The organism is Paraburkholderia fungorum (assembly GCF_003610895.1).
GTDB classification, from domain to species: Bacteria; Pseudomonadota; Gammaproteobacteria; order Burkholderiales; family Burkholderiaceae; genus Paraburkholderia; species Paraburkholderia fungorum_B.
In genome coordinates this window covers 53,628-73,383 of record NZ_MCAS01000031.1, presented here as the reverse complement: position 1 = coordinate 73,383, position 19,756 = coordinate 53,628, and the positions used below count along the sequence as shown (strand labels likewise).

The 19,756-nt window shown below is 60.9% G+C and carries 21 protein-coding genes; 11 read left to right on the top strand and 10 right to left on the bottom strand.

The features are described 5' to 3' along the window. Window positions 1-47 precede the first annotated feature (47 nt). The 3 genes from cueR (at window position 48) to BCY88_RS25885 (ending at window position 1,490) form a co-directional block, all read left to right on the top strand. Window positions 48-470 carry a Cu(I)-responsive transcriptional regulator gene (gene cueR, locus BCY88_RS25895; protein ID WP_120347011.1) on the top strand — a complete coding sequence of 141 codons (423 nt, stop codon included), beginning with the start codon at window positions 48-50 and terminating at the stop codon, window positions 468-470. Window positions 471-764: 294 nt separating this feature from the next. After that, complete coding sequence (locus tag BCY88_RS25890; RefSeq protein WP_074284875.1) at window positions 765-911, top strand: DUF3563 family protein; 147 nt, start codon at window positions 765-767, stop codon at window positions 909-911. A 237-nt stretch (window positions 912-1,148) separates the two neighbouring features. Beyond that, a complete protein-coding gene (locus BCY88_RS25885) occupies window positions 1,149-1,490 on the top strand; it encodes a hypothetical protein (protein WP_120347010.1) in 342 nt (113 codons plus the stop codon). 2 nt (window positions 1,491-1,492) lie between these two features. On the opposite strand, the gene BCY88_RS25880 is transcribed toward BCY88_RS25885, so the two are convergent. Together BCY88_RS25880 and BCY88_RS25875 are read right to left on the bottom strand one after the other, a co-directional pair. Then, a complete protein-coding gene (locus tag BCY88_RS25880) occupies window positions 1,493-2,338 on the bottom strand; it encodes a 23S rRNA (adenine(2030)-N(6))-methyltransferase RlmJ (RefSeq protein ID WP_028200351.1) in 846 nt (281 codons plus the stop codon). Window positions 2,339-2,530: 192 nt separating this feature from the next. Next, window positions 2,531-3,502 (bottom strand): potassium channel beta subunit family protein, encoded by a 972-nt coding sequence (locus tag BCY88_RS25875; protein WP_120347009.1) that lies wholly within the window; start codon window positions 3,500-3,502, stop codon window positions 2,531-2,533. A 222-nt stretch (window positions 3,503-3,724) separates the two neighbouring features. Here BCY88_RS25875 and BCY88_RS25870 point away from each other — a divergent pair, with 222 nt between their 5' ends. Next, window positions 3,725-4,522 (top strand): 3-hydroxybutyrate dehydrogenase, encoded by a 798-nt coding sequence (locus tag BCY88_RS25870; RefSeq protein WP_120347008.1) that lies wholly within the window; start codon window positions 3,725-3,727, stop codon window positions 4,520-4,522. A gap of 10 nt (window positions 4,523-4,532) precedes the next feature. Then, the gene (locus BCY88_RS25865; protein ID WP_120347007.1) at window positions 4,533-5,771 is read left to right on the top strand and encodes a DUF3734 domain-containing protein; all 1,239 of its coding nucleotides are present in this window, start codon (window positions 4,533-4,535) and stop codon (window positions 5,769-5,771) included. Between the two features lie 193 nt (window positions 5,772-5,964). Here BCY88_RS25865 and BCY88_RS25860 read toward each other — a convergent pair whose 3' ends face one another. Next, window positions 5,965-7,164, bottom strand: coding sequence for an amino acid aminotransferase (locus tag BCY88_RS25860; RefSeq protein WP_120347006.1), 1,200 nt, complete (start codon window positions 7,162-7,164; stop codon window positions 5,965-5,967). Between the two features lie 308 nt (window positions 7,165-7,472). On the opposite strand from BCY88_RS25860, the gene uvrB reads away from it, so the two are divergent. The 5 genes from uvrB to BCY88_RS25835 all read left to right on the top strand — a co-directional run bounded on the left by uvrB (window position 7,473) and on the right by BCY88_RS25835 (window position 13,280). Next, window positions 7,473-9,566, top strand: coding sequence for an excinuclease ABC subunit UvrB (gene uvrB, locus BCY88_RS25855; protein WP_120347005.1), 2,094 nt, complete (start codon window positions 7,473-7,475; stop codon window positions 9,564-9,566). A gap of 347 nt (window positions 9,567-9,913) precedes the next feature. After that, window positions 9,914-10,462, top strand: coding sequence for an iron transporter (locus BCY88_RS25850; protein ID WP_120347004.1), 549 nt, complete (start codon window positions 9,914-9,916; stop codon window positions 10,460-10,462). A 155-nt stretch (window positions 10,463-10,617) separates the two neighbouring features. After that, window positions 10,618-10,950, top strand: coding sequence for a cupredoxin domain-containing protein (locus BCY88_RS25845; RefSeq protein WP_120347003.1), 333 nt, complete (start codon window positions 10,618-10,620; stop codon window positions 10,948-10,950). An 81-nt stretch (window positions 10,951-11,031) separates the two neighbouring features. Further along, window positions 11,032-11,877, top strand: a complete 846-nt coding sequence (locus tag BCY88_RS25840) for an FTR1 family iron permease (protein WP_120347002.1) — start codon at window positions 11,032-11,034, stop codon at window positions 11,875-11,877. Then, window positions 11,874-13,280: a 4Fe-4S binding protein gene (locus tag BCY88_RS25835; protein WP_120347001.1), complete on the top strand. Its 1,407-nt coding sequence runs from the start codon at window positions 11,874-11,876 to the stop codon at window positions 13,278-13,280. Before BCY88_RS25840 ends, BCY88_RS25835 begins: the two co-directional genes overlap by 4 nt. Window positions 13,281-13,622: 342 nt before the next feature. Here BCY88_RS25835 and hemP read toward each other — a convergent pair whose 3' ends face one another. From hemP to BCY88_RS25810, 4 genes are all read right to left on the bottom strand, one after another. Further along, window positions 13,623-13,883: a hemin uptake protein HemP gene (gene hemP / locus BCY88_RS25825; protein WP_120347000.1), complete on the bottom strand. Its 261-nt coding sequence runs from the start codon at window positions 13,881-13,883 to the stop codon at window positions 13,623-13,625. Window positions 13,884-14,079: 196 nt separating this feature from the next. Then, on the bottom strand, window positions 14,080-14,562 hold the full coding sequence (locus BCY88_RS25820; protein WP_054042133.1) for an SRPBCC family protein: 483 nt from the start codon (window positions 14,560-14,562) through the stop codon (window positions 14,080-14,082). 69 nt (window positions 14,563-14,631) lie between these two features. Beyond that, window positions 14,632-15,033 (bottom strand): OsmC family protein, encoded by a 402-nt coding sequence (locus BCY88_RS25815; protein WP_120346999.1) that lies wholly within the window; start codon window positions 15,031-15,033, stop codon window positions 14,632-14,634. 184 nt (window positions 15,034-15,217) lie between these two features. Next, the gene (locus BCY88_RS25810) at window positions 15,218-16,096 is read right to left on the bottom strand and encodes a pirin family protein (protein ID WP_120346998.1); all 879 of its coding nucleotides are present in this window, start codon (window positions 16,094-16,096) and stop codon (window positions 15,218-15,220) included. A 122-nt stretch (window positions 16,097-16,218) separates the two neighbouring features. Here BCY88_RS25810 and BCY88_RS25805 point away from each other — a divergent pair, with 122 nt between their 5' ends. Further along, the gene (locus BCY88_RS25805) at window positions 16,219-17,205 is read left to right on the top strand and encodes a LysR family transcriptional regulator (RefSeq protein ID WP_120346997.1); all 987 of its coding nucleotides are present in this window, start codon (window positions 16,219-16,221) and stop codon (window positions 17,203-17,205) included. Window positions 17,206-17,610: 405 nt separating this feature from the next. Here BCY88_RS25805 and BCY88_RS25800 read toward each other — a convergent pair whose 3' ends face one another. From BCY88_RS25800 to BCY88_RS25790, 3 genes are read right to left on the bottom strand one after another with little or no spacing between them, the layout of a single operon-like run. Then, window positions 17,611-18,030 (bottom strand): ExbD/TolR family protein, encoded by a 420-nt coding sequence (locus tag BCY88_RS25800; RefSeq protein ID WP_120346996.1) that lies wholly within the window; start codon window positions 18,028-18,030, stop codon window positions 17,611-17,613. A gap of 16 nt (window positions 18,031-18,046) precedes the next feature. Beyond that, complete coding sequence (locus tag BCY88_RS25795; protein ID WP_120346995.1) at window positions 18,047-18,778, bottom strand: MotA/TolQ/ExbB proton channel family protein; 732 nt, start codon at window positions 18,776-18,778, stop codon at window positions 18,047-18,049. A 29-nt stretch (window positions 18,779-18,807) separates the two neighbouring features. Then, window positions 18,808-19,536 carry an energy transducer TonB gene (locus tag BCY88_RS25790; protein WP_120346994.1) on the bottom strand — a complete coding sequence of 243 codons (729 nt, stop codon included), beginning with the start codon at window positions 19,534-19,536 and terminating at the stop codon, window positions 18,808-18,810. Window positions 19,537-19,756 lie beyond the last annotated feature (220 nt).

The window sequence follows — 19,756 nt, the reverse complement described above, 5'->3', positions numbered from 1 at the left end:
CCACCGTGGGAAGGTGTACGATCGACGCACACACTGGGGAAACAGTCATGAATATCGGTGAAGCGGCCCGCGCGTCGGGCGTCACGGCGAAGATGATTCGCTACTACGAAAGCGTAGATTTGCTGGCGGCGAAGGCGCGCACAAGCGCCGGCTACCGTGTATACGGACCGCAAGAGGTCCATTCGCTGCGTTTCATCCGGCAGGCGCGCCGTCTTGGTTTTCTGGTCGAAGACATCCGCCGCTTGCTGGCGCTGTGGCACGACCGGTCGCGCGCCAGCGCAGAAGTAAAGACGATTGCGCTGGAGCACGTCGCGGAACTCGATCGCCGTATTGCAGAACTGACTGACATGCGCGACACGTTGGCGCATCTGGCGGACCATTGCCATGGCGACGAGCGCCCGGATTGCCCGATTATCGAGCGGCTGGCCGACACTGATCTGGTGTCAGGGAAGGGCTGCCATCCGATTTGAAGAGGCCAGGTGCAACCCGTTGTGGGATTTATCGCGGCGGAGCGTCAAAAAGCACTAAAATAGTGCAAAATTATTTGGGGTAACATCACTCGCCTCGAGACAAGCATCTTGAATTTAGATAAATCAAAGACTTAAGTGCACCACGCGCGTGCACCATTCCAAAACGGAATGCACGTCATGCGGGCATTTCACTAGCAAGGTTGCACCATAGGGCTATAATCCGGGTTAACCCTTTTACGGGAAATCCCTGATGCAGAACTCACCGGGGATTCAATCTGATCCTTGGAGAACATCATGTTTGCATACGTACTTGAAAAGCTGAGCACCTGGTTTGAAACCGCAGAACGTAGCCGTCGTGAAGCCTATCTGGCGTCGTCGTCGGATATCGTTCAGCTCGAACAACGCATCCGCTCGCTCGAAACCAACGGCTACTCGCTGTAAGTTTCAACTGCATCAAGTTTGACCCGGCAGCGCTTGTGCGCGGCCAGCGTAGTGAAGCGGTAAAGTGTTGAGCCCCGTATAGACGGGGCTTTGTCACATCTGGACCGCGAAATTTCACGGCAAGTGGCGCTTCAAGGCGATTTGTGGCCAATAACAGCTAGCCTGACGGGCGTCGTCGCGGTAAGGTAAAGCGGTTTACCGCGCTATCCGGCATTTTCAAACTCAACCGGTCCGCCTATGTCTCCTGTCCGCTTGCTCAAATCCGCCCTGGTCATGGCTGCTGCAGCCGCGCTGACAACGGTTTTCGCAGTAACGGCGAGCTTCGCCGCAACGAGTAATAACGTCCGCAAACCCGTGATACTCGATTCGCAGAACGGCATTAGCGACGGCCAAAGCGGTACGGTGCTGCAAACCGCGCCGCTCTCGCGGCAGCCGATTGTAGGGGCGCAGCCCATCGCCACGCCTACCGAGCTGGCGCCGAATTCATCGATCCCATTCGTTGTCGCGCCCTACGTCCCGGTGCCTGTTGGCGGTGGAACGCCGTACCCGCAACCTCGTCCCGTGCCTCGCGGACAATAGGCTCAATCGCCTCGATACTCCACCTTGAACTGTGCGGCCTTGTCCTCGCCGAGCGCCTGAACCAGCCAGGGCATCTGGTCTTTCAGCGTTTTTGCCAGCGTATACGGCGGATTCAGGATGAACATCCCACTGCCGAATAACCCGAAGCCGTCGGTCGGCGGATTGCTGACGGTCAGGCTCACATGCAACCAGTTGCGCTCTTGCAGCTTCTTCAACTGATCGGGGAAGCGCTGTGACTCAAGGCGTCTTACCTGCGGATACCAGACTGCATAGGTGCCGGTCGGGAAGCGCTTCAGGCTCTCTTCGACGCAGCGCAGCGTGCGCGTGTAGTCGCGCTTGTCTTCGTACGACGGATCGAGCAGCACCAGCGCGCGGCGCGGTGCCGGCGGTAGCAATGCGAGGATGCCGTCGAAGCCGTCGCCCGCATAAAGCATCGCGCGGCGGCCCGCGTCGCGGAAGTTATGGCGCAGCACGTCGATTTCCGTAGTGTGCAACTCGAACAGGCGCATGCGGTCCTGCTCGCGCATCTGCCGCCACGCGATATACGGCGAACCCGGGTAGAAGCGCAACTGGCCGTCCGGATTCAGCGCGCTCACTTCGTCGACGTAATCCGCGAAGACCGACGGCAGGTCGTTACGCCCCCATAGTTTGGCGATGCCGGTCTGGAACTCGCCGGTTTTGGTCGCGTAGCCTTCCTTCAGCGAATAGACGCCGGCGCCCGCGTGCGTGTCGATATACCAGTAGGCTTTGTCCTTCTGGCCGAGGTAGCGCAGTAGCTGTAACACGACGGCGTGTTTCAGAACGTCGGCGTGATTGCCTGCATGAAAGGCGTGGCGGTAGCTGAGCATGATGAGGAGACGCTGAAAGAGGGCGTGCCGGTCCAGGGCGGATTCGGCGATGCGAATGCAATGCGGCAGCACAACCGAAGTGCAGCGCGGTCGCGTATTGTACGCGACCGCGCGTTGCGTCCCGTAATGCGTTGTACGGAACAGGGCCCGGATGGCGCGCAGGCCATGCCCCGAGGCTCGGCGCGCGACCGGTTAGTCGTAGGCGTCGCCGATGATTTCCTCGATCCGCTGCTTGATCTCCGGGGTGATCCGCTCGGCCACCTCGGCGGATTTCATGTTTTCGCCGATCTGTTCGACGCGTGACGCGCCGGTGATGACCGTGCTCACATTCGGATTCTTCAGAATCCACCCAATCGCCAGCTGGCCGACCGTGCAGTCCAGTTCGTCAGCCACTTCGCCCAGCTTGCCGACCACGTTGTTTTTGCCGGCATCGGTGACCTGCTTGCGCAGCCAGTCGTAGCCTTGCAGCTGCGCGCGGCTGTCGGCAGGCACGCCAGCGCGGTACTTGCCGGTGAGCAGGCCGGATGCGAGCGGGCTCCAGGTGGTCAGCCCGAGGCCGATATCCTCGTACAGCCGCTTGTATTCCTGCTCGACCCGCTTGCGGTGGAACAGGTTGTACTGTGGCTGCTCCATGACCGGTTTGTGCAGATGATGCCGCTCAGCGATCTCGTAAGCCGCGCGGATTTCGTCGGCGCTCCATTCTGACGTGCCCCAGTACAGTGCCTTGCCACGCGTGATCATGTCGCTCATGGCCCAGACGGTTTCTTCGACCGGCGTGTTCGGATCAGGACGATGACAGAACACCAGATCGACATAATCGAGCTGCAGGCGTTTGAGCGAGGTATCGATCGCGTTCAGCAGATATTTGCGGTTCAGCGTGTGGTACTGATTCGGCGCTTCGTTGAGTCCCCAGAAAAATTTCGTGGATACCACGTAGCTCACGCGCGGCCACGCCAGTTCCTTGAGCGCCTGGCCCATGATTTCTTCGGACTGGCCGGCGGCATAAACCTCCGCGTTGTCGAAGAAGTTGACTCCCGCATCGCGTGCGGCCGCGAGCGACTCGCGCGCCGCGTGGTGATCCACCTGATTGCCGTAGGTGACCCATGAGCCGATGGACAGTTCGCTAACTTGCAGGCCGGAACGGCCCAGACGTCGATAATTCATGCATTCCTCCTTGGTAGTGATGCCGCCGGAATCCCGCTGAAACGTCTAGTTTAAAGAGATAAGGCTCGATGCGCGGTTTACGGATGTAGTTCACACGCTTCATGCACAATAGCAACGTTGGCCGCAGTGCAGCATTCGGCCAAACGGCCTATGCCGTTTGGCTGACTTCACGCCGCCTGCGGCCCGTGGTCTCATTGCTCATCAACTGCATGGAGGTTCTGGATGTCGTCACTGAACACGAATCTGAATGGCAAGGTCGCGGTGGTTACCGGCGCTGCGAGCGGTATCGGCAAGCAGATTGCGCTTACGCTTTCCGCAGCGGGCGCGGCGATCGCGATCGCCGACCTGAACCAGGAGGGCGCGAACGCCGTCGCTGAGGAAATCAAACAGGCTGGTGGCAAGGCAATCGGCGTGGCAATGGACGTCACGAACGAAGACGCCGTCAACCAGGGTATCGACAAAGTCGCAGCCGAGTTCGGCTCGATCGACATTCTGATTTCCAACGCGGGCATCCAGATCGTTAATCCAATCGAAAACTATTCGTTTTCCGACTGGAAGAAGATGCAGGCAATCCATGTGGACGGCGCCTTCCTTACCACCAAGGCCGCGCTCAAACATATGTACAAAGACGATCGCGGCGGCATTGTGATCTACATGGGTTCGGTCCATTCGCACGAGGCCTCGCCGCTGAAGTCCGCTTACGTGACGGCCAAACATGCACTGCTGGGGCTCTCACGCGTGCTGGCCAAAGAGGGCGCGAAACATAACGTGCGCTCGCATGTGGTGTGCCCGGGTTTCGTGCGTACGCCGCTGGTCGACAAGCAGATTCCGGAGCAGGCCAAAGAGCTCGGTATCAGCGAAGAAGACGTGATCAAGCGCGTGATGCTGGGCGGCACGGTCGACGGCATCTTCACCACGGTGGAAGACGTCGCGCAGACAGTGCTATTCCTGTCCACCTTCCCGACTGCGGCGCTGACCGGCCAGTCCTTTATTGTGAGCCACGGCTGGTATATGCAATAAGGAGGCGCCCATGGCGCAACGCAATCTCAAACGGGCGCGCGCCGGTGCGCCCGGCGGCGGGGAAGGCGAGGGCGCCGGTCCGGCGCCCTCCGCGCATCCCGGCCGGCATGCCCAGTTACCCAACTACGAAACCGTCGCGTTGATGCTGCAAGGCGGTGGCGCGTTGGGCGCCTATCAGGCCGGCGTCTTTCAGGGACTTTACGAAGCCGGCATCGAGCCGAACTGGCTCGCCGGTATTTCGATCGGTGCGCTGAATACGGCCATCATTGCCGGCAATCCGCCGGAGAAGCGTGTCGAGCGGCTGCTGCAGTTCTGGGAAACGATCTGTCAACCGGCGTTCGGGCCGCCGTTGCCGGCCTTTATCGAGCACGCCTTGTTCAATTCCAGTGAAGCCGTGCGTAAGGCCTTCACGGCAACTCAGGCGATGGGCGCGATTGTGGAAGGGCAAAAGGGCTTCTTCGTGCCGCGTTTCCCGCCGCCGCTGCCCACCGTCTCCGGGCCGCCGCAACTGGCGAGCTATTACGACACCACACCGCTCAAGGCCACGCTGGAGGCGCTGTGCGACTTCGATCGCATCAATTCCGGCGAGATGCGCGTGTCGGTCGGCGCGGTGAATTGCGGCACAGGCAATTTCGCCTACTTCGATAACAGGCATACGAAACTGAGGCCCGAGCATTTCATGGCGTCAGGTGCGTTGCCGCCGGGCTTTGCGGCGGTCGAGATCGACGGCCAGTACTACTGGGACGGTGGTTTGATGTCGAACACGCCGCTCTATGAAGTCATTCAGACCACGCCGCGTCGCGATACGCTTGCGTTCCAGGTCGACCTTTGGAGTGCGATCGGACCGGTGCCCGACAACATCACCGATGTTCAAGGGCGCATGAAGGACATCCAGTATTCGAGCCGCACGCGTCTCGTGACCGATATGCTGCAGCGTTCGCAGCGTTTCCGGCATGTGCTGCGAGAGGTGCTCGATCGCGTGCCGTCTGATCAGCGCAACGATCCGTGGTGCAAGCTTGCGGAGGATCTCTCGTGTTCGAAGCGCTACAACGTGATCCACCTCATCTATCGGCAGAAGGAATACGAAGGGCACTTCAAAGACTTCCAGTTTGGCCTCTCTACAATGCGTGAACATTGGAGTAGTGGCCTTGAAGATATCCGCCATTCGCTTGCCCAACCCGATTGGCTCGACATGCCTGATAACGACGCAGGTTTTGTGACGCACGATATCCATCGGGATGCGCGCTGAAGTCGCCGTGAATGGCAGCAGCAGGCCATATCAGCAATTCACGGCAAATTAACGGCAGCAAGCCGCATCGGCAGGTGACAGTCGTACGTCAAGCAGCCGGCCAATGAAAACGGCGCCCGAATTGGGCGCCGTTTCTTCAAGCAGCTTCAGCCGGACAGAGCGCGCGCGACAAGCGCCCGCGCCCTGATATGCCTTACTTCAGCACGTGAGCAATCGCGTTAGCGACCACGTCGAGGTTGCGCGTATTCAGCGCAGCCACGCAGATACGGCCCGTGCTTACCGCGTAGATGCCGAACTCTTCGCGCAGACGGTCTACCTGGGGTGCCGTCAGGCCCGAGTACGAGAACATGCCGCGTTGTGCGTTCACGAAGCTGAAATCGCGATCCGTGCCGCTTGCCTTCAGGCGTTCGACCAGGCCGTTGCGCATTGCGCGGATGCGGTCGCGCATTTCGGCGAGTTCCGTTTCCCACGTGGCGCGCAATTCGGGCGACGCGAGCACCGCTGCGACCACCGAACCACCGTGCGTGGGCGGGTTCGAGTAGTTCGTGCGGATCACGCGCTTCAGTTGCGACAGCACGCGAGCCGATTCTTCCTTGCTTGCGGTGATGATCGACAGCGCGCCGATACGTTCGCCGTAGAGCGAGAACGACTTCGAGAACGACGACGACACGAACACGTTCAGTTCCGATGCCGCGAACAGACGGACCGCTGCAGCGTCGGACTCGATGTTGTCGCCGAAACCCTGGTAAGCGATGTCGAGGAACGGCACCAGATTGCGTGCCTTGACCACTTCGACGATCTGCTTCCATTGGTCGACCGTCAGGTCGACGCCGGTCGGGTTGTGGCAGCACGCATGCAACACGACGACCGTGCCTGCTGCGTAGCTGTTCAGCGCGCTCAGCATGCCTTCGAAGTTCACGCCCTGCGTGCGCGCGTCGTAGTACGGATAGTTCACGACTTCGAAGCCGGCGCCTTCGAACAGCGCGCGGTGGTTTTCCCAGCTCGGATCGCTGATCGCGACCTTGGCCGACGGGTTCAGGCGCTTCAGGAAATCAGCGCCGATTTTCAGCGCGCCCGTGCCACCCAGTGCCTGCGCCGTCACGACGCGGCCCGCGGCGATCAGCGGCGAATCGTTGCCGAGCAGCAGCGTTTGCACGGCGGCGTCGTAGGCGGCGATGCCCTCGATCGGCAGATAGCCGCGCGGCAGCGCGGCTTCGACGCGTGCCTTCTCCGCGTCGCGCACGGCGCGCAGCAGCGGAATCTTGCCTTCTTCATTGAAGTACACGCCAACGCCAAGGTTGACCTTGGTGGCGCGCGCATCGGCGTTGAAGGCTTCGTTCAGGCCCAGAATCGGGTCGCGGGGAGCAAGTTCGACGGCGGAGAACAGAGACATGATGGGTGGGCAGCAGTAGTGAAAAGAGGGCGGCTTCGAGCGCGGGCGGCCCGGCCAAAGGCGTCTGACGGACGATTCGGACGGTGGGCGGGCATCGGCGAGCGAGCGCAACTTGCCATTGTAGCGAATCTGCGGGCATTTTTCGGGCGTCCAAGCCCGTTGAACTGATTTTTTTGCTTGAAAAACAGGCACAAGGGCGCCATTTGGCTTTTGTGCCCAGCTCGCTCAATCCCTACGCGGACCCGTTCGGCCCGGGTTCCCGCAACCCGTTAGAATAGTCCTTTGCCCAAGGCCCGGTGCCGCTCCCCATGTCCGAACACCATCTGACTGAACTCGACGAGGCGCTCGACGAATCCAAATTCGTTAAGTTCGAAGGCTCGCCGTTCCAGCTTTACCAGCCGTATCCGCCCGCCGGCGACCAGCCCACGGCGATCGACACGCTCGTCGAAGGCGTTGAGGACGGTTTGTCGTTCCAGACCTTGCTCGGCGTGACCGGCTCCGGCAAAACCTTCACGATGGCGAACACCATCGCGCGGCTCGGCCGGCCGGCGATCGTGTTCGCGCCGAACAAGACGCTCGCCGCGCAACTCTATTCGGAGTTTCGCGAGTTCTTTCCGCGCAATGCGGTCGAGTACTTCGTCTCGTACTACGACTACTACCAGCCGGAAGCGTACGTGCCGCAGCGCGACCTCTTCATCGAGAAAGATTCGTCGATCAACGAGCACATCGAGCAGATGCGGCTGTCGGCCACCAAGAGCCTGATGGAGCGGCGCGATGTGATCATTGTCGGCACGGTGTCGGCGATTTACGGTATCGGCAACCCGTCGGAATATCACAAGATGATTCTGACGCTGCGTACCGGCGACAAGCTCGGCCAGCGCGACATCATCGCCCGGCTGATCGCCATGCAATACAACCGCAACGAAGCCGACTTCCAGCGCGGTTCGTTCCGCGTGCGCGGCGACACGATCGATATTTTCCCGGCTGAGCACGCCGAAATGGCGGTGCGTATCGAGTTGTTCGACGACGAAGTGGAGACGCTGCAACTGTTCGATCCGCTCACTGGCCGTGTGCGGCAGAAGATCACCCGCTTCACCGTATACCCGTCGTCGCACTATGTGACGCCGCGCGACACCGTGATTCGCGCGGTCGAAACGATCAAGACCGAATTGCGCGACCGGCTCGAGTTCTTCTACAGCAGCGGCAAGCTCGTCGAGGCGCAGCGGCTCGAGCAACGCACCCGCTTCGATCTGGAAATGCTGCAGGAATTGGGCTTCTGCAAGGGCATCGAGAACTATTCGCGGCACTTCTCGGGCGCCGCGCCCGGCGAGCCGCCGCCGACGCTGGTCGACTATCTGCCGCCCGACGCGCTGATGCTGCTCGACGAGTCGCATGTGCTGATCGGCCAGCTGAACGGCATGTACAACGGCGACCGGGCCCGTAAGGAGAATCTGGTCGACTACGGTTTTCGTTTGCCGTCGGCGCTCGACAATCGCCCGCTCAAGTTCAATGAATTCGAGCGCAAGATGCGTCAGGTGGTGTTCGTGTCAGCCACGCCGGCGGATTACGAGCAGAAAACGGCGGGGCAGGTGGCAGAGCAACTGGTGCGCCCGACCGGTCTCGTCGATCCGGAAATCGAGGTGCGTCCGGCTCGCACCCAGGTCGACGACGTGCTCGGCGAGATCAACGAGCGCGTCAAGGTGGGCGACCGGGTACTGGTCACGGTGCTGACCAAGCGGATGGCCGAACAGCTGACGGAGTTTCTGGCCGACCACGGCGTCAAGGTGCGCTACCTGCACAGCGACATCGATACGGTGGAGCGGGTGGAAATCATCCGCGATCTGCGACTGGGCACGTTCGACGTGCTGGTCGGGATCAACCTGCTGCGCGAGGGGCTGGACATTCCCGAAGTTTCGCTGGTCGCGATCCTCGACGCGGACAAGGAAGGCTTCCTGCGCGCCGAGCGCTCGCTGATCCAGACCATCGGCCGTGCGGCACGTAACGTGAACGGCAAGGCGATTCTCTATGCGGACAGGGTGACAGACTCGATGCGCCGCGCCATCGACGAAACCGAGCGGCGGCGCGCCAAGCAGGTTGCCTACAACCTGACGCACGGCATTACGCCGCGCGGCGTGGTCAAGCGCATCCGCGACATCATCGACGGGGTGTACAACGTTGACGACGCCCGTGCCGAGCTGAAGGAACAGCAGACTCGCGCGAAATTCGAGGACATGTCCGAGAAGCAGCTCGCCAAGGAGCTCAAGCGTCTCGAGAAGCAAATGATGGAGCACGCCAAGAATCTCGAGTTCGAAAAAGCCGCACAAACCCGCGACCAGCTGGCGCTGTTGCGCCAGCGCGTGTTCGGTGCGAACGTGGGCGACCACGTACCCGGCGTCGAATAACGCCTTCCTGCCAGATAAGGCGCGGCGATCTGCCGCGCCTTGGCTTTCCCCCGCCTTGCAACCCGCTGACACCCTCGCTCGGCGCTTCCCCCGCGTTTCCTTAAGACCGCCTTAAGGCCCTGATCCCATAAGGCTTTGCGTGCGTTCGCGTTTGTTCTCGCTGCCGATCAATGATAAACTTGCTCAATATTGAGAATGGTTCGCATTAACGTTCGTAATGCAACTTACGGTCCATCATGTTTGCCGGCAGCGGCGCGTTGGCGCGGCTGCGTCAAGGCAAGGCAAGGCAAGCACCGCGCACTGTTCCAATGGGTTTGATTCCAGTCAGATAAAAACAAGGAGTTTCAATGCGGATTTCTTCATTTGTGCGCGGTGGCGCAGCAGCGGTGGCCGCAGTAGCGGCGCTTTCCGCAACGGCCGCGGAATACCCGATCGGCAAGCACCAGATTCAGGGCGGCATGGAAATCGGCGCGGTCTATCTGCAGCCGATCACGATGGAACCCGAAGGCATGATGCGCAAGGCGTCGGATTCGGATGTCCATCTGGAGGCCGATATCCACGCGGTCAAGAACAACCCGACGGGTTTTGCTGAAGGCGACTGGATGCCGTATCTGCAAGTGCGTTATGAGTTGACGAAAGCCGGTTCGAATCAGACGCAGAAGGGCGACATGATGGCGATGGTCGCCAACGACGGCCCGCACTACGGCGACAACGTCAAGCTGCAAGGCCCGGGCAAGTATCACCTGAAGCTGATCGTCGAAGCGCCGATGCAAACCGGTCACATGGCTTTCGGCCGTCACGTCGACAAGGAAACCGGCGTGGGCCCGTGGTTCAAGCCGATTACGCTCGAATACGACTTCACCTTCGCGGGCATTGGCAAGAAGGGCGGTTACTGATCGTCGATCGCCGCGAGCGCGGATCATCGCGGTTCGTCACGCATGGCTGCGTGGCCGGGCCTGGGTGAGCGAAAGAGTGAGCGAATGAGTGAGTGCATGCAGCAGGCGGCGCGCGGACGATGAAACCCGCCGCGCCGCGTTTTCCGGGAAGGCTAATGAGAATTAACCGAAAGATCGCAATCCTTGCCATGACAGCTTTGGCAGTTGGGGCCGCGCACGCCGCGGATCTGCCCACCTTCAAGCTTGAGATGAACGACGGCAAGCTCAATCCGGCACGTATCGAAGTGCCGGCGGGGCAGCGTATCAAGATTGCGATACGCAACACCGGCAAGGGCGCGGCCGAGTTCGAAAGCGTGCAATTGCGTAAGGAAAAAGTGTTGGCGCCAGGCGGGGATTCGTTCGTCGTGATCGCTCCTCTGGAGCCGGGCGAGTACAAGTTCTTCGACGATTTTCATCAGCAGGCGCAGGGCGTGATCGTCGCGAAATAGCGGCTTGGGTGCGAACGCCCGCTTTGGGCAAACAGGTGACGCGTTCGCCATCGCAGTAGCAGGGTAGAGGGGAGAGCTTGGATGGGTCAGATTCTATTCATCGTGTGGCGGGAAAGTGTTGAGGCCTTGCTGGTCGTCGGCATCCTGTACGCATGGTTGAAAAATGGCGACGACGATGCGCGCCGCGGTTTGCCGTACCTGTGGGGCGGCGTCGCGGCCGGTCTGATCGCGGCGGTTGCACTCGGCGCGGCGCTGGTCGGTTTCACCGAAGTGCTCTCCGGAGACGCGCAGGATTATTTCCAGACTGCCATGGTGCTGGTCGCGTGTGTGCTGATTGTGCAGATGGTGCTGTGGATGAAGCAGCACGGCCGCTCGCTTAAGCGCGACATGGAGCAGTCGCTGCAAAAGAGCAAGCATGATTCGAACTGGTGGGGCGTCGCGTTGCTGGTCGCATTGGCGATCGCGCGTGAGGGTAGTGAAACGGTGATCTTCCTGTACGGCCTCGGCTTCGGCCAATCGGGTCACGTAGACGGCAGCCAGATGCTCGCAGTGGCGATCGGCCTCGGTCTCGCCCTTCTGACCTTCTATGTGCTGCAGTTGGGCGGCAAGATTTTCTCGTGGCGGCTCTTCTTTCGCGTCACCGAAATCATGCTGCTGTTCCTCGGCGCAGGCCTGTTTCAGACCGGTGTCGACAAGCTGATCGACAAAGAAATTCTGCCGACGATCATCGATCAGATGTGGAACTCGTCGGCCATTCTCGACGACTCGAGCACCTTCGGTTCGCTGGTTGCGACGCTCACCGGTTATCGTGCTCATCCGGCGCTGATGAATCTGATTGCCTACGCCGTGTACTGGCTGGTCGTCTATCTGCTGGTGCGCCGTGCGAATCGCAAGCCGGCGCAGCAGGCCGCCGGACGCGCAGCATGAGTGCCGTCATGACTCGTCCGGGCCGCCTCGCGGCGGCCGGGCGGTGGATGCAGCGTCATGGCGGCTTGATCCGCGGCATTCAGTGGGTTGTGGTGGCCGTGTACGCATTCCTGATTCTCGTGCCGGCGGTGATGCCGCTGCCGGACGACACCGCGCATCTGTGGACCAATCTGACGCTTGCCGCGCAGTTCGTGTTCTGGGGCATCTGGTGGCCGTTTGTGCTGCTGTCGATGGTGATGCTCGGCCGCGTCTGGTGTGGCGTGTTGTGCCCGGAGGGCGCGCTCGCGGAATTCGCCAGCAAATATGGGCGCGGCTGGGCGATTCCGCGCTGGATGCGCTGGGGCGGCTGGCCGTTCGTCGCGTTCGGCATCACTACCATCTACGGTCAGATGGTCAGTGTCTACCAGTATCCGAAAGCGGTGCTGCTGGTGCTCGGCGGTTCGACCTTTGCGGCGATGATCATCGGCTTGCTGTACGGGCGCGAGAAGCGCGTCTGGTGCAAGTATCTGTGCCCCGTCAACGGGGTTTTTTCGCTTCTGGCGCGTCTCGCACCGTTTCACTACAAGGTCGATGAAGACGCGTGGCGCCATTCGTACAAGAACGGCGAACACGGGCATCGTGTGATTCCGATCAATTGCGCGCCGCTGGTGCCGCTGCGCAATATGAAGGGCGCGTCGGACTGCCATATGTGCGGCCGTTGCAGCGGACATCGCGACGCAATCGCACTGACCTGGCGCGCGCCGTCGTCGGAAGTCGTGCAGCTCGGCGACAAACAGGCGAATCCGTGGGACACCGCGCTGATCCTGTACGGCCTGCTTGGCATTGCGATCGGCGCGTTCCACTGGACCGCTTCGCGCTGGTTCATCGACCTGAAGATGTTCTTCGCCACGTGGCTGGTCGATCACGATATTACCTGGCCGCTGGACACCAACGCGCCGTGGTTTCTGTTCACACATTACCCTGAGCAGAACGATGTATTTTCGTGGCTCGACGGCACGATGGTGATCGGCTACATCCTCGCTACGGCGCTGGTGTACGGCACAGCGTTGCTGGTGCTGCTGATGGGCGCGACGCGCATGCTGGGACGCTTCAACGCCGTGCGCCTGCATCATTTGACGCAAGGCCTGATTCCGATCGCGGGCGCGGGTGTGTTCCTCGGCTTGTCGGCGACCACACTGTCGTTGCTGCGGGCGGAACATGTGTCGTTGTGGTGGGCGTCGGATATGCGTATCGCGATTCTCGCGATTGCCAATCTGTGGAGCGCCTGGCTCGCCTGGCTCGTCACGCGCCGTTATAGCGAGCGCTTCGTTCAACGCGGCCTCGCGATGATGTGGTTCGCCGCGGCGCTGGCTGTGGTCGATAGTGCGTGGTGGCTGATGTTCTGGGGCTGGGCTTCGAAGTAGGTCATAACGCGGTTCCAACCGGCGTCCCAACCGCGGTTCCAACCGGGGTTCCAACGCTTCGCGGTGCTGTCAAACCTGATCGGCGCCGCCCAAACAAAAAGCCGTGGAGATGATGCCATCCCACGGCTTTTCCTTTCCTGTTTGCGATACACGATGTTTTTCGTCTATCCGCATTGAGTGAGAACCAAAAAAGCGGCCTGGCTGGCTGCGACGGCTGGCTTGGTGTCTGCACGAAGGGGTCTAGTTCTCACGTGCAAGCCGTCGTGGCTGGCTAATGCCCAACACCTCTCGAGGAGGTGGTCCCCACAATACCCGGTACTGACTGCTATTCGTTGATGCCTGTTACTTCGTCAGAATCAGCTTGCCTAAGCGCGTTGCTCGCAGCTGATAGGTTTCGCCGTTATGCACGATGCTGACGTGACTGTGCCCCTGCAGCAGTGCGTCGCTGCGCACGACCCGATCCGCTTTTTCGCTCGTACCGCTGGCGCGATCCACTGCTGGCTTCACGGCGGTAGCCGTCGCCGTCGATGTTTTCGGACGGCTGGTCAGCGCGGCCGCCGGGCGGCGCAGGCTGAGGGTGGAAGAGCGGTTGAGATCGGTCATTCGTTTTTGCTGTTGGTCGATTCGATGGATTAATTCTAAATGATAACTATTCCCATTTACAAGAAAGAGAAATTCATCGGATTAAGCTTTCGATAGTCGAAGGGCAAGGGGAACAGAGCGACAAAGGAGGGCGGGCCGCCTTTCACGTGGCGGCCTTGCGCAGCACAACGACGCGGGCAGGGCGCCCGCACCCACATCAATGCAACGAACCGGGTTCCTGCTTGGCCTGCACATACTGGCGGATCAGCCGCACCGTATCGATATCGTTTTCGCGGTACGCCGATTTCACGATTTCCTGCGTCTGCACGGCGTCCTGATCGTCGGACACGGGCAGGGTGGTCGTGTATTCGAAACGCAGGAACAACTGCAGTTCGTCGGGCTGCTCGATCGTCATTGTCAGCGAGCCGCCGACATAATCAGCCGTCGGCAGGATGTCGTAGCGCACGCTCTGGCGATCCTGCAACGTGACACGGTCGCGCACGGTGGCCTGGCCGTAGTGCAGTTCCCGTTCGAGCGTGTCGCCTTCGCGCGAAAGAATGGTGCAGCTGTCGAGTCCGATCACGAACAATTGCGGCTGTTCGGCGCGCAGCACGAGACCTTCCCACAATTGCTCGCGGGTCATCGAGTCGACAAACGGATTCAACGGATCGTTGATCTGGATAAGGTGTTCGAAATTCAAAACGACGGCTTCCTATGAAAGCGTTGCAATAAGTGCGGCCTTGCCAGTTGGTGCCGCACTTTTCCTGCTTCAGGCGACGGCAGCAAGACCCGAACGGATCGTGATCGAATGCGTGAGGATCTTGTGAACCGGGCACGCATTGGCAATTTGCAAGAGCCGTTCCCGCTGCTCGTCGGACAGATCGCCTTCCAGCATGATCTTGCGGTCGATGGTCGAGCCCGCGTCGCCGGTTTCCAGCTCCAGTGCCACGCGCACGTCGGCCAGCGGCCAGCCCTTGCGCTGAGCGTACATCTTCAGCGTGATCGACGTGCAGGCGCCGAGACTCGACAACAGCATCGTGACGGGCGAAGGTCCGCGATCGCCGCCGCCTGCCGACTCGGGCTCGTCGGCGAGCCACGTGTGCTTGCCGTCGTCTAAAAGAACCTGGAAATTCGTCGAGCCGATGTGGGCAGTGACGGTGGACTTTGCCATGCGCGCTCCTGAACAGGGACGGAAATCGCCACGCGCCACGGTCCGTCATGGTCAGACGGCGTGGCGCGCGGCATAAGTTGCTATTGTGAACGAATTTACCGGCCTTCGTGCCCTATGCGCGGCGGTGCGACGAGCGTCGTGTCACCGTGATCGCAAGCGGCAACGCATGCATCGGCATGGTCAATCAGTGCGTGATCGCGCCCATGCGTCCGGCCTGATAGTCAATCACGGCCTGGCGGATCTCATCTTCGGTGTTCATCACGAACGGGCCGTAACGCACGACCGGCTCTTTCAACGGCACTCCGCCGAGCAGCAGCACTTCGAGCGGCTCATCGCCGGCTGTCAGCGTGACCGACTCGCCGTCGTTCTGAAACACCACCATCGTCCGCGCGTCGATTTCCTGGCGCGCGTTGCCTTCGCCGTAAAAGCCCTTGCCCGACAGGCCGTAAGCGAACACCCGATAGTCGGCCGGCACGGGTTGCTGGATCGTCGCGCCGGGTTGCAGCGAGAAATGCTGATAGAGGATCGGCGTGCGTGTTTCGATCGCCGCCTTCACGCCGAGCGCTTCTCCCGCGATGACCTTGACGCGCACCTTGCCGTCCGCGGAGGTGGCGACTGGAATGCTGGCCGATGGAATCTCCTGATAACGCGGCTCGATCATCTTGTCCCGGCGCGGCAGATTCACCCACAGTTGCAAGCCATGTACGCGTCCACCGGTACGTACGAACGACGGGTCCGGCATCTCGCTGTGCACGACGCCCGCGCCCGCGGTCATCCATTGCACGTCGCCGGCTCGCAGCGTGCCCGAATGGCCGCCCGAATCCTTGTGGCCGAACTGGCCCTCAAGTGCGTACGTGACCGTTTCGAAGCCGCGATGCGGATGATCCGGCGCGCCTTTGGCCTCGCCCGGCGCGTAGTCGATCGGCCCCATTTCATCGAGCAGCAGGAACGGATCGAAATCCATCAGCAGGCGGGTCGGAAACGGGCGATGGACGATAAAGCCACCACCTTCGATCGTGCGAATGGCGGGAAACGTGCGTTCGATCGTGCGCGTCGTGCTCATCAAAGTCACCTTGAAAAATGGGGAATAGCATTATTTTTGAAACATAGAGCTATTATAGGGACCGTTTTCCTAGGCGCCAGCCGCTGTCACGCAATGGATTGTTCTATTACTGGAACGATGAGATGAAGATCGATTCACACAATCTGAATGACCTGATGTATTTTTCGCAGGTCGTCGAACATGGCGGTTTTTCCGCCGCTGAACGCGTGCTGGGCATTTCCAAGTCACGCCTGTCGCGCCGGTTGACCGAACTGGAGGCGTCGCTGGGCGTGCGTTTGTTGCAGCGCTCCACCCGCAAGCTGGCGCTCACCGAAGCCGGTCAGCTCTTCTACCAGCACTGCCAGGCGATGCTGAGCGAGGCGCAGGCGGCGGTCAACGTGGTGCAGCAATTGCGTTCGTCGCCGCGCGGTACGGTGCGCGTCAGCGTGCCGGTGACGATTTCGCAGACGATCCTGTCGCAGATCCTGCCGGAATTCATGCATCGCTACCCGGAGGTGCGCGTGGTCATGCGTGTGACGAACCGGGTGGTCGACCTGTTCGAGGATTCGATCGACATCGCCCTGCGCATACGCTCTGAGCCGCCGCAAAATGCCAACATCGTCGTACGTCCGTTGTGGCGCACGCAGCAGATGCTGGTCGGCGCGCCAAGCCTGTTGCAGCAGAATGCGCCGCCGCTGTTGCCGGCCGATCTGAGTCGTTTCGAAACGCTCGACGTGCCGACTGGCGACGGCCGCCACGTCTTCAATCTGATCGCTCCCGACGGCACGCAGCATGCGCACGAACATGAGCCGCGCCTCGTCACAGCGGATCTGATGACGATTCGTGAAGCGGTGTTGTCAGGCGTGGGTATCGCCGCGTTGCCGGAAATGATGTACGGCAGCGCGTTGCGCGCGGGGCAGTTGTCGCCGGTGATGCCGGGCTGGACCTTCCCGGCGCCGCAGTTGTATGCGGTATTCGTGTCGCGGCAGGGAATGGTGCCGGCTGTGCGCGCGTTCGTCGACTATCTGGTTGAAATGCTCGATCCTGACCAAGGCAAGCACATCATGGGCGAGTGTCCGACGCGTGCTGAGAAGGATGCGGCGCGGCCCGTTCTCGCGATCGCGTCATAGCACTTATTTCGTGCGGCAACATCGCTTTTAGCATTTAAGCGCCGTCTGTCATGAGTACTTTCAATGACCGTTTGCTTGAATGCGCGCGTTTGCGGGCCTATAGTGAAATCCCTTCGCTAAGGAGTCTCTTATGCGAAAACTCATGGCCTCTATGATAGTGGGCCTGATAGGGCTGACCGCGCTGTCCGTGTTGAACACGGCTGTCGCATGCGGTGATTCGAGCTATCAGTCATCTTCTGACGGTAAGTGATCCCGCCGCCCGAAGGCGCCGAGTGCGCACAAAAAAAGGCCTTCATCTGACGATGAAGGCCTTTTACTTTTAGCCCTTGTTTCAAGCGCTATTCTGCTTTTTTTTGGCAGGCGCCGCTTAACAGCGGCGCGATGCGATGTACAGATCGCTTGCGCTTATTTCGCCTTAGGCTGCGTGACGAAACCAATTTTCGTGAGACCGCCGGCCTGCGCCGCCGACATCACTTCGGCCACTTTCTCGTACGCGACCTTGCGGTCCGCATCCAGATGCAGCTCCGGCTGCGGATTCGCTTGAGCAGCCTCGGCAATCTTCGCGCTCAGCGCTGCTTGGTCGACCTTCTTGTCGTCCCACAATACGTTGCCGTTTGCGTCGATCGCGACCGTTACTTGCGCGGGCTTGGTATCTTCCTTCTGACTGCTTGCATGCGGCAGATCGATTTTGACCGCGTGACGAATAACCGGAATCGTCACCATGAAGACGATCAGGAGAACCAACATCACGTCGACGAGCGGCGTCATGTTGATTTCGTTCATCAGGCCGTCGTCATCGTCGCCGGCGAAAGGGCTCATTGCCATCGGAATGCCTCGTCGATCAGTGAGCGCGCGTAGCGAGGCGCAGACCGTCACCGCGCTTGGACGACGACAGACGGGCACCCGTCACGAAGAAGGCGTGCAGACCGTGCGCGAAGCGGCTCAACTTGGCGACGACCGCCTTGTTGGCGCGCGTCAACGCGTTGTAGCCGAGCACGGCCGGAATCGCGACGAACAGGCCGAACGCCGTCATGATCAGCGCTTCGCCGACCGGACCCGCGACCTGATCGATCGACGACTGGCCGCTCGCGCCGATCGCCAGCAGTGCGTGATAGATGCCCCACACCGTGCCGAACAGGCCAACGAACGGCGCCGTGCTGCCGATCGAAGCGAGAATCGCCAGGCCGCTTTGCATGCGCGCGACGCTTTCATCCATCGTGTCCTTCAGGCAGCGCGTCACCCAGTCCGACACGTCCATGCGGTCGTGCAGATGCGGCTGGGTTTGATGATGGTGATCGGCGGCTTCCTGGCCCGACAGCGCAAGCGCGAGGAACGGATTGTCCTGCGGCGTCGACGAACCGGCGCCGAGTTTTTTCACGCCGTCGGCGAGGTCGTCCGAATGCCAGAACTGCTGCTCCGCGTTCTTCGTGAGGCGGTTCAGACGCATCACATTCCAGCCCTTGATGATGATCACGCTCCACGACATCACCGACATGATCAACAGCGCGAGCGCGATACCGCGCGTCACGAAATCCCCTTGCGCCCACACGTGCGCCAGTCCGTAGTTTTGCATTGCAATTCCTTCTTTTTTTAAAATCTGCCTCAATCGTTCAGATTGAAGTTGTAAGGCTGGGTGTACGCGGCCCGAATCGGCTGGCCGTTTTCCAGATAGGGCTTGCAGGCGCTCGCGTGCGCGGCGGCGACTGCGGCATCGTCCAGACGGCTGAAGCCGCTACTCTTTTTCAGTTCGATGTTTTCGAGCTTGCCCGTCAGTCCGACCACGAACTTCACGTAAGCCGTACCGGTTTCACCGCGGCGCTTCGACAGCGATGGGTACTCCGGCGTGACCATGCTGCAGTCGATATGCGAGACGTTTTTCGGCGCGGTGATTTCCATCGTCGGACGGCCGACTGCGGGTGCGGTCTGAGCAGGCGGTGCAGCCGGCGCGGGCGGCGTTGGATCAGCCGCCGCGACCGGTGTGGCCGACGGCGCGGCGGCCACGGGCAGCGGCGTAGGCGTTGGCTTGGGTGTTGGTGTCGGTTTCGACGGGACTTTGACCTTGGTGTGGACCGGCGGCGTCGGCTTGGGCGGTGGCGGCGCGATCGATTGCAGCGCGACGGGCGCGGCCACGGGCGCCGGCGGCAGCAGTTGTGCGGTCATGACGCGCGATTCGATTACCGGTTGCACGGGTTCATGACGCAACGTCAGGATCACTGCTAGCAAAGCGACGTGAATCGCCGCGACCGCGGCAGTCGCAGTCAGGGCACGGGAATTCATTCGGAGGGACGAAGCCAGCGTGGTGCTGGCTAAAGCGGTATGCGAGGCCTGCATGTTAGCGGGGAGGCGTGCCGCCGATGCGGCACGTCAGACAAGACATCGTCATGTTCGGAAGATCAGCAGCGAAATGAACAAAGTGGTCACGAAACCTATCAGCAATTCCATCTCGAACTCCTTTTAACGGATGAGCGGGTAGCTGGCTGGTACGGATACTGGCTTGCTGACGGCAGTGGGATAACGCGTGAGGCAGTGAGGCCGTAAGCCTCGAGGCGCG